Genomic DNA, 6,212 nt, shown 5'->3' on the forward strand with positions numbered 1-6,212 from the left:
GGTGGGTTTGCGGCGTCCCCCGCAAACCCACCTCGCCCGGCCCAGCCGCAGAATCTCGCTCCGTCAGCCGCGAGGGGGCTCAGCCCGTTGGCCGGATACCCTTCACCACTTGAACAGCACCAGGCTGATCGCCAGTGTGCCCATGCCCGCCACCAGCCCGTACACCGTCTCGTGCCCCTTGGCGTAGCGCTTGGCCGCCGGCAGCAGCTCGTCCAGCGCCAGGAACACCATCACACCGGCAATCAGGCCGAACACCCAGCCGAACGTGGCGTGGGACAGCGAGCCGGACAGCAGTACATAGCCGATCGCCGCGCCGACCGGCTCGGCCAGGCCTGACAGCAGGCTGGCGGCGAAGGCGTAGAACTTGTTCTGCGTGGCGAAGTACACCGGCACCGCAATGGCGATGCCCTCGGGAATGTTGTGGATGGCAATGGCGAAGGCCAGCGGCATGCCCACTGACGGGCTCTCCAGTGTCGCAAAGAACGTCGCCAGCCCCTCCGGGAAGTTGTGCGCGGTGATCGCCACCGAGGTCAGCAGGGCGACCCGTTTCAGGTAGTCGCGGCTGTTCTCGCGGAAGGCCGGGTCCTGCTTGTCCAGGCTGTCATGCGGGTTGGGAATGAAGTGGTCGATCAGCACGATCACCACCACACCCAGCAGGAAGGCGAGGGTGCCGTAGGTGAAGCCGGTGCGCTCACCATAGGCCAGCGCGAACGAGGCGATGGATTTGTTGAGGATCTCCGACAGCGAGACATACACCATCGCGCCGCCGGCAAAGGCCAGGCCGAACGCAAGCAGGCGCGGGTTGGGGCGGCGCGAGAACAGCACCAGCAGGCTGCCGATGGCGGTGGCAAGGCCAGCAGCGAGGGTGACCGCCAGGGCGATCCAGATGTTTTCGGGGGGAATCTGCAGCATGTACCGACGCGTTCCTTGTCATCAAGCAATCGCCCCGGCGCGGGCCGGGGCGGCAAAGGCGAGGCGGGCGTCGGCTGGCCTCGTCAGCGGCAGGCGATCAGCCGCCGCGGCGCAGGCTTTCTTCGATGGCGAAGCACTGGTCCGGCTTGGGCTGCGGCGGGTTGAAGCTGACCGGCACTTGGATCGTGGCCGGCACGGCCTCGCCATTGCGGGTGGCGGCCTTGAACTGCCAGCCCTGCACGGCGGTCTTGGCCAGATCGTCCAGCTGCGGGTTGCCCGCGCCGGTCAGCAGGGTGACCTCGCTGGGTTTGCCGTCGGTGCCGATCACCACCTTGAAGGTGCTGGTGCCGCCCACGCCGGTACAGGCCAGTTCCAGAGGGTACTGCGGCGGCGGGGTCTTCACCGCCGCCACTTCGGTGGGGGCCGCAGCCGGCGCTGCCGGCGGCTCGGAGCTGCCGCAGCCGGCCAGGCTGGTCACGGCAAACAGGGACAGGCTCAGCAATCGCACGTTCATTTCAGTTGCTCCGTCAGGGCCGAAGTCTTCGCTGCGCAGATGAAGTCGTTCTCGCTCAGGCCGCCCACGTCGTGGGTGGAGTAGCGGACGACGGCACGGTCGTAGTGGACGCCGAGGTCCGGGTGATGGTCCTCGCCGTGGGCGATCCAGGCCAGCGCGTTCACGAAGGCCATGGTGGCGTAGTAATCCTTGAAGCGGAACGTGCGCACCAGCGCCTGGCCGGCCTCGGCCAGCTCCCAGCCGGGGACCTGCGGCAGCAGTTCGGCCAGGCGGGCCTCGCCCAGCTTGTGGTCGCTGCCCTTGCGCGGCACGCAACGGGCCTGTGCCAGCGGAATCAGGTCGGCCATGGGTTCCTCCACCTCGTGTTGACTGAACAATGCGCCGGCCGGTGTATAAAACGAATGAGCGGCTGACGCTTACTTGGCTAGAATAGCCTGATGATCCAGATCTCCGACACTGCCCAGACCCATTTCCGCAAGCTGATCGAACGCGAGGGCGTGCCCGGCATGGGCGTACGCCTGAGTGCGGTCGATCCCGGAACCCCGCGTGCCGACGCCCGGCTGGAGTTCGCCGAGCCGACCGACCTGCTTGGTGACGAGTGGGCGGTGGACTGCGATGGCTTCACTCTCTATGTCGACGCCACCAGCGTTGGCTGGCTCGACGGCGCCGAGATCGACATCGTGCCCGGTACGGCCGGCACCCAGCAGCTGACCATCAAGGCGCCGCGGATCAAGGGCGAAGCGCCCGGCGATGCCGCCTCGCTGGTGGAGCGCGTGCATTGGGTGGTGGAAAACGAAGTCAATCCACAACTTGCCTCGCATGGCGGCAAGGTGGCCGTGCAGGAAGTCTCGGCCGACGGCGTGGTGCTGCTGCGCTTCGGCGGTGGCTGCCAGGGTTGCGGCATGGCCGACGTCACCCTCAAGCAGGGCATCGAGAAGACCCTGATGGGCCGTGTGCCCGGAGTGACCGCGGTGCGTGACGCCACCGATCACGACAGCGGCCACGCCCCGTATATTCCGCGCGGCAACGCCGCCTGATCGCCAACGCGTGCCTCTGCCCAGAGCCGAGCAACTCATCGACCTGCTGCTGGCGCGCCAGCAGCGACCGCCCATCCTCGAGAAGAACACCGGCCTGCCGTACGGCTGGGCGATCTGGCTGCGGGCGCTGACGCCGCTGCCACGTCCGTTGCACGCGCGCGAAGTGATCGCGGTGCTGCTGCCGCGGCCGCTGCCCGGGCCTCCGGGACGATTGCCGGCATTGGGACCTTGGGCGTCCCTGCGCCGCCTGTTCTGGCAGGACTGGGATCCGGCGCCGCGCGACCAGCGTTGGATGCGCTGGACCTCGGCGCTGCTCAGCGCGCTGCTGCATCTGTTGTTCTTCCTGTTGCTGCTGTGGGTGGCGGTGATCCGCACGTCTTCGCCGGACGAGCAGGGCAGCGAGGGTGAGCGCGTGCAGATTGAGTTCGTCGGCCGTGCTGCACAGGAAGGCGGCGGCGACCAGGCCGGAGCCGAGGCGGCTGCTGCTGCTGCAGCAGCCGGTGCCGTAGCCGCAGGCCAGGACGCGGGAGCTGCCACCGCGCCGCGCCCGCAGCCGGCTGCACCTGCGCCGTCATCCGCCGCCGCCGCCGCTGCCACGGCACCGACGGCCAGCGTGCCGCCGCCGCCCGAAGTCGAGCCGGCGCCGGTGGCCGCACCACCGCCCTCACCGGTGCAGGCCACCGAAGTGGCGCAGGCGACCACCGATTTCGTGGTGCCGCCGATGGCTCCGCCGCGGACCGAGGTCAGCATCGTCCCGCGCGATACCGTCCCGACCGTGCGCGAGCGCAGCGTGCAGCCGGTGCAGGCTGCGCCGACGCCAACGCCAGTGCGCACGCCCGACGTGGCGGCGCAGGCGCCGCGCGTGCGCGATGTACAGGTGCAGGAGCGAGAAATCAGCACGGTTGAAGCGCCGGTCGCGCCGCAGCCGATGCGCACCACCGACATCCAGGTGCGCGTGCCGCAGCGTGAGGTGCAGGTGCGCGAACGCGAAGTACAGGCCATGACCGATCCGCAGGTGCGCATGGCCGCCGTCGCAGGGCGCGAACCCACCGTGCGTGCGCCTGCCGGGCGCGAGGTGCAGGTGCGCGAACGGGAGGTTGCAGCCGCGCCGCTACCGGCAGCCTCGACCTCGGCCGGCAGTGCGACCACGCCTACGCCGGCACCCGCAGGCAGCGCAGCCCAGAACAGCGCCAGCGCGGCGCGTCCTGCGGCGACCAGTACTGCCCCCGCGCAGGCGGGCGCACGCCCGGCGCCGACCCCGGGCAACTGGGCGACACCTGCACGCGGTGACGACTGGGGTGCCTCCAGCCGCAATCGCGAAGGCGCCAATCAGGGCGCCGCGCAGGCCAGCGCCGGCAAGGGGGAAGGTCTGTTCAACGCTGACGGCAGCGTGCGCGTGGCCGGCCAGGACGGCGCCGGCAAGGCCGAGCGTGGCGCACCTGGTGGAGCCAACGACGGCTGGAGCAAGGAACGCATCGCCGAGTCCGGCAAATGGCTGAAGCGGCCGCCGTACGACTACACGCCCACCTCGTTCGACAAATACTGGGTGCCGCAGGAATCGCTGCTGGCCGAATGGGTGCGCAAGGGCGTCAAGGCGATGGAGATTCCGTTGCCGGGCACCAGCACGAAGATTTCCTGCGTGATCTCGATCCTGCAGGCCGGTGGCGGCTGCGGCCTCACCGATCCGAACATGCAGAACCAGCCGGCGGTGGCGCGTCCGCCGCCGGATATCCCGTTCAAGAAAGAGCTGCAGGAAGATAACGGCAGCCGGTAGGGTGCCGCATCCACGCATGGCGTGGATCTACCCGGCGCGGATGCACAGTAGATCCACGCCATGCGTGGATGATCCATGCGCGTACACGTGCATGCCGACCAAGGTCGGCCTCTACCAGGTCACGCGCTCTGCGACAGGAACACCCAGAACGGGACGTCGCGGCCCACCCAGTCACGGCTGGCTTCATCAAGGATGTCCAGCAGCGTGTCGAATTCCTTGCCTGCACCGGCGCGCAGGGCATCGACATCGGCCAGGAACAGCGCATAGCCATTGGCCGGCAACCATTGCAGGTCGCGCAGATTGTCGGCCAGCGCATCCCAGTTGCCACCGAAGCCGGCAGGGAAATCGAGCTGGGCAGCCAGCCGTGCCAGCAGGGTGCGCTTGTCGCTCACCCCATCCAGGTCGATCCGGATCACCTTCAGGTCGGCATCGCGCATCGCCGCCGACAGTGCGCTGATATCCGAGGTGTCGATCGCGTAGACGCCGGCATTGTTGATGTCATGCAGGCCGAGGCCGAAATCATCGTGGCTCATGGACGTTCTCCGGAGGCCGGTACGGTGAAGCTGCGGAACGATTCGTAGTGGTCATCGGTGTAGTACCAGGCATCCGGTGGGTTGCCACCGGTGACGATGCGACGCGCACCGCGGTTGCCTGCGCCGGGCGTGTCGACGGTGTACTCGCGGTAGTAGCCGCGCGGACGCTGTGGCAGTTGCTGTTCGCGGTTGCCGAAGGTGCTGCCGTCCTGGCGATGCGGGAAGGGGCCGCCGCGCTGGATCAACGCGATGGTCTGGCGGGCTTCGGCCGGCAGGAACGCGGGCAGGCCGTCACTGTCACTGCCGCGGCTGCGCACCGTTGGTGCACTGGCGGCCGGCGTGCTCTGCAGGTCGGGCGCGAACTGCGGCGGCGGCGGCCGCTGCATGAAATGATTGACGACCAGGCCGAGCAGCAGCAGGGCGATGGCGGTGATCAACAGCCGGGGGTTGCGCATGGGACAGGAGCGGGCGAGGGTGGTGCGCCCACTGTAGCGCCTGCGCGCTGCACCCTGCATGAGGGCGCACGCTGCGTCACCGCCGGGTAACAATTGCCGGCATGCTCACCTGCAGGACGCAATTTCCTTTACATCCCCCTTGGTAATCTTGCGGTCTGTCCCCATCATTCACCGCGCACCGCCCGACGATGCCGTCGGGTGCCCTCGCTATCAGGAGATGCATCATGGCCTACACCCTGCCCAAGCTGCCCTACGCCTACGACGCGCTGGAACCGCATATCGATGCGGCGACGATGGAAATCCATCACACCAAGCATCACCAGACCTACATCAACAACGTCAACGCTGCGCTGGAAGGCACCGAGTACGCCGACCTGCCGGTCGAAGAACTGGTGAAGAAGCTGAAGTCGCTGCCGGAGAACCTGCAGGGCCCGGTGCGCAACAACGGTGGCGGCCACGCCAACCACTCGCTGTTCTGGACCGTGATGGCCCCGAACGCCGGCGGCAACCCGGTCGGTGATGTGGCCAAGGCGATCGACAAGGACCTGGGCGGTTTCGACAAGTTCAAGGATGCCTTCACCAAGGCCGCGCTGACCCGTTTCGGCAGTGGCTGGGCGTGGCTGAGCGTGACCCCGGACAAGAAGGTCGTGGTCGAAAGCAGCGGCAACCAGGACAGCCCGCTGATGGAAGGCAACACCCCCATCCTCGGCCTGGACGTGTGGGAACACGCGTACTACCTGAAGTATCAGAACCGCCGTCCGGAATACATCGGCGCGTTCTTCAACGTCATCGACTGGAACGAAGTCGAGCGTCGTTACCAGGAAGCGATCGCCTGATCGCAGTGCCTGCGTGAACGCAGAAAGGCCGGGGGAGACCCCGGCCTTTTTGTTTGTTTGTGACCGCACCCGCCGGGCATGGCCCGGCGCTACCGGAAACGGGGGTAGCGCCGGGCCGTGCCCGGCGAGCGCAGCGGCGCGTTCATTCGGT

The 6,212-nt window shown here is 68.0% G+C and carries 8 protein-coding genes; 3 read left to right on the forward strand and 5 right to left on the reverse strand.

Annotation, left to right across the window (positions count from 1 at the left end; all coding sequences use genetic code 11):
* Positions 1-102 precede the first annotated feature (102 nt).
* The 3 genes from zupT to ACFX4F_RS14750 all read right to left on the reverse strand — a co-directional run bounded on the left by zupT (position 103) and on the right by ACFX4F_RS14750 (position 1,773).
* Complete coding sequence (gene zupT / locus ACFX4F_RS14740) at positions 103-912, reverse strand: zinc transporter ZupT (protein ID WP_099821162.1); 810 nt, start codon at positions 910-912, stop codon at positions 103-105.
* A gap of 97 nt (positions 913-1,009) precedes the next feature.
* Entirely contained in the window at positions 1,010-1,426 is a 417-nt protein-coding gene (locus ACFX4F_RS14745; RefSeq protein WP_099821161.1) for an energy transducer TonB, read from the reverse strand.
* Positions 1,423-1,773, reverse strand: coding sequence for a 4a-hydroxytetrahydrobiopterin dehydratase (locus tag ACFX4F_RS14750; RefSeq protein ID WP_025876725.1), 351 nt, complete (start codon positions 1,771-1,773; stop codon positions 1,423-1,425). Before ACFX4F_RS14750 ends, ACFX4F_RS14745 begins: the two co-directional genes overlap by 4 nt.
* A 90-nt stretch (positions 1,774-1,863) precedes the next feature.
* Between ACFX4F_RS14750 and ACFX4F_RS14755 the strand changes: the two genes are divergently transcribed.
* Both ACFX4F_RS14755 and ACFX4F_RS14760 read left to right on the forward strand, forming a co-directional pair.
* Positions 1,864-2,463, forward strand: a complete 600-nt coding sequence (locus tag ACFX4F_RS14755; RefSeq protein ID WP_049466593.1) for an NfuA family Fe-S biogenesis protein — start codon at positions 1,864-1,866, stop codon at positions 2,461-2,463.
* A gap of 10 nt (positions 2,464-2,473) precedes the next feature.
* The gene (locus tag ACFX4F_RS14760) at positions 2,474-4,237 is read left to right on the forward strand and encodes a hypothetical protein (RefSeq protein WP_380656552.1); all 1,764 of its coding nucleotides are present in this window, start codon (positions 2,474-2,476) and stop codon (positions 4,235-4,237) included.
* Positions 4,238-4,356: 119 nt separating this feature from the next.
* Here the strand turns inward: ACFX4F_RS14760 and ACFX4F_RS14765 are convergent, their stop codons facing one another.
* Both ACFX4F_RS14765 and ACFX4F_RS14770 read right to left on the reverse strand, forming a co-directional pair.
* Entirely contained in the window at positions 4,357-4,770 is a 414-nt protein-coding gene (locus ACFX4F_RS14765; protein ID WP_099821159.1) for a barstar family protein, read from the reverse strand.
* Positions 4,767-5,225, reverse strand: a complete 459-nt coding sequence (locus ACFX4F_RS14770; RefSeq protein WP_380656556.1) for a ribonuclease domain-containing protein — start codon at positions 5,223-5,225, stop codon at positions 4,767-4,769. The genes ACFX4F_RS14765 and ACFX4F_RS14770 overlap by 4 nt, the downstream gene beginning before the upstream one ends.
* Before the next feature lie 224 nt (positions 5,226-5,449).
* On the opposite strand from ACFX4F_RS14770, the gene ACFX4F_RS14775 reads away from it, so the two are divergent.
* Complete coding sequence (locus ACFX4F_RS14775; RefSeq protein WP_089236174.1) at positions 5,450-6,061, forward strand: superoxide dismutase; 612 nt, start codon at positions 5,450-5,452, stop codon at positions 6,059-6,061.
* The last annotated feature ends 151 nt before the right edge of the window (positions 6,062-6,212 follow it).

Source organism: Stenotrophomonas sp. YIM B13575, assembly GCF_042787595.1.
Classification (GTDB): Bacteria; Pseudomonadota; Gammaproteobacteria; order Xanthomonadales; family Xanthomonadaceae; genus Stenotrophomonas; species Stenotrophomonas lactitubi_B.

Coding starts and splice junctions, on each gene's coding strand:
- zupT (WP_099821162.1), bottom strand. CDS start 912: ATGCTGCAGATTCCCCCCGAAAACATCTGGATCGCCCTGGCGGTCACC.
- ACFX4F_RS14745 (WP_099821161.1), bottom strand. CDS start 1,426: ATGAACGTGCGATTGCTGAGCCTGTCCCTGTTTGCCGTGACCAGCCTG.
- ACFX4F_RS14750 (WP_025876725.1), bottom strand. CDS start 1,773: ATGGCCGACCTGATTCCGCTGGCACAGGCCCGTTGCGTGCCGCGCAAG.
- ACFX4F_RS14755 (WP_049466593.1), top strand. CDS start 1,864: ATGATCCAGATCTCCGACACTGCCCAGACCCATTTCCGCAAGCTGATC.
- ACFX4F_RS14765 (WP_099821159.1), bottom strand. CDS start 4,770: ATGAGCCACGATGATTTCGGCCTCGGCCTGCATGACATCAACAATGCC.
- ACFX4F_RS14770 (WP_380656556.1), bottom strand. CDS start 5,225: ATGCGCAACCCCCGGCTGTTGATCACCGCCATCGCCCTGCTGCTGCTC.
- ACFX4F_RS14775 (WP_089236174.1), top strand. CDS start 5,450: ATGGCCTACACCCTGCCCAAGCTGCCCTACGCCTACGACGCGCTGGAA.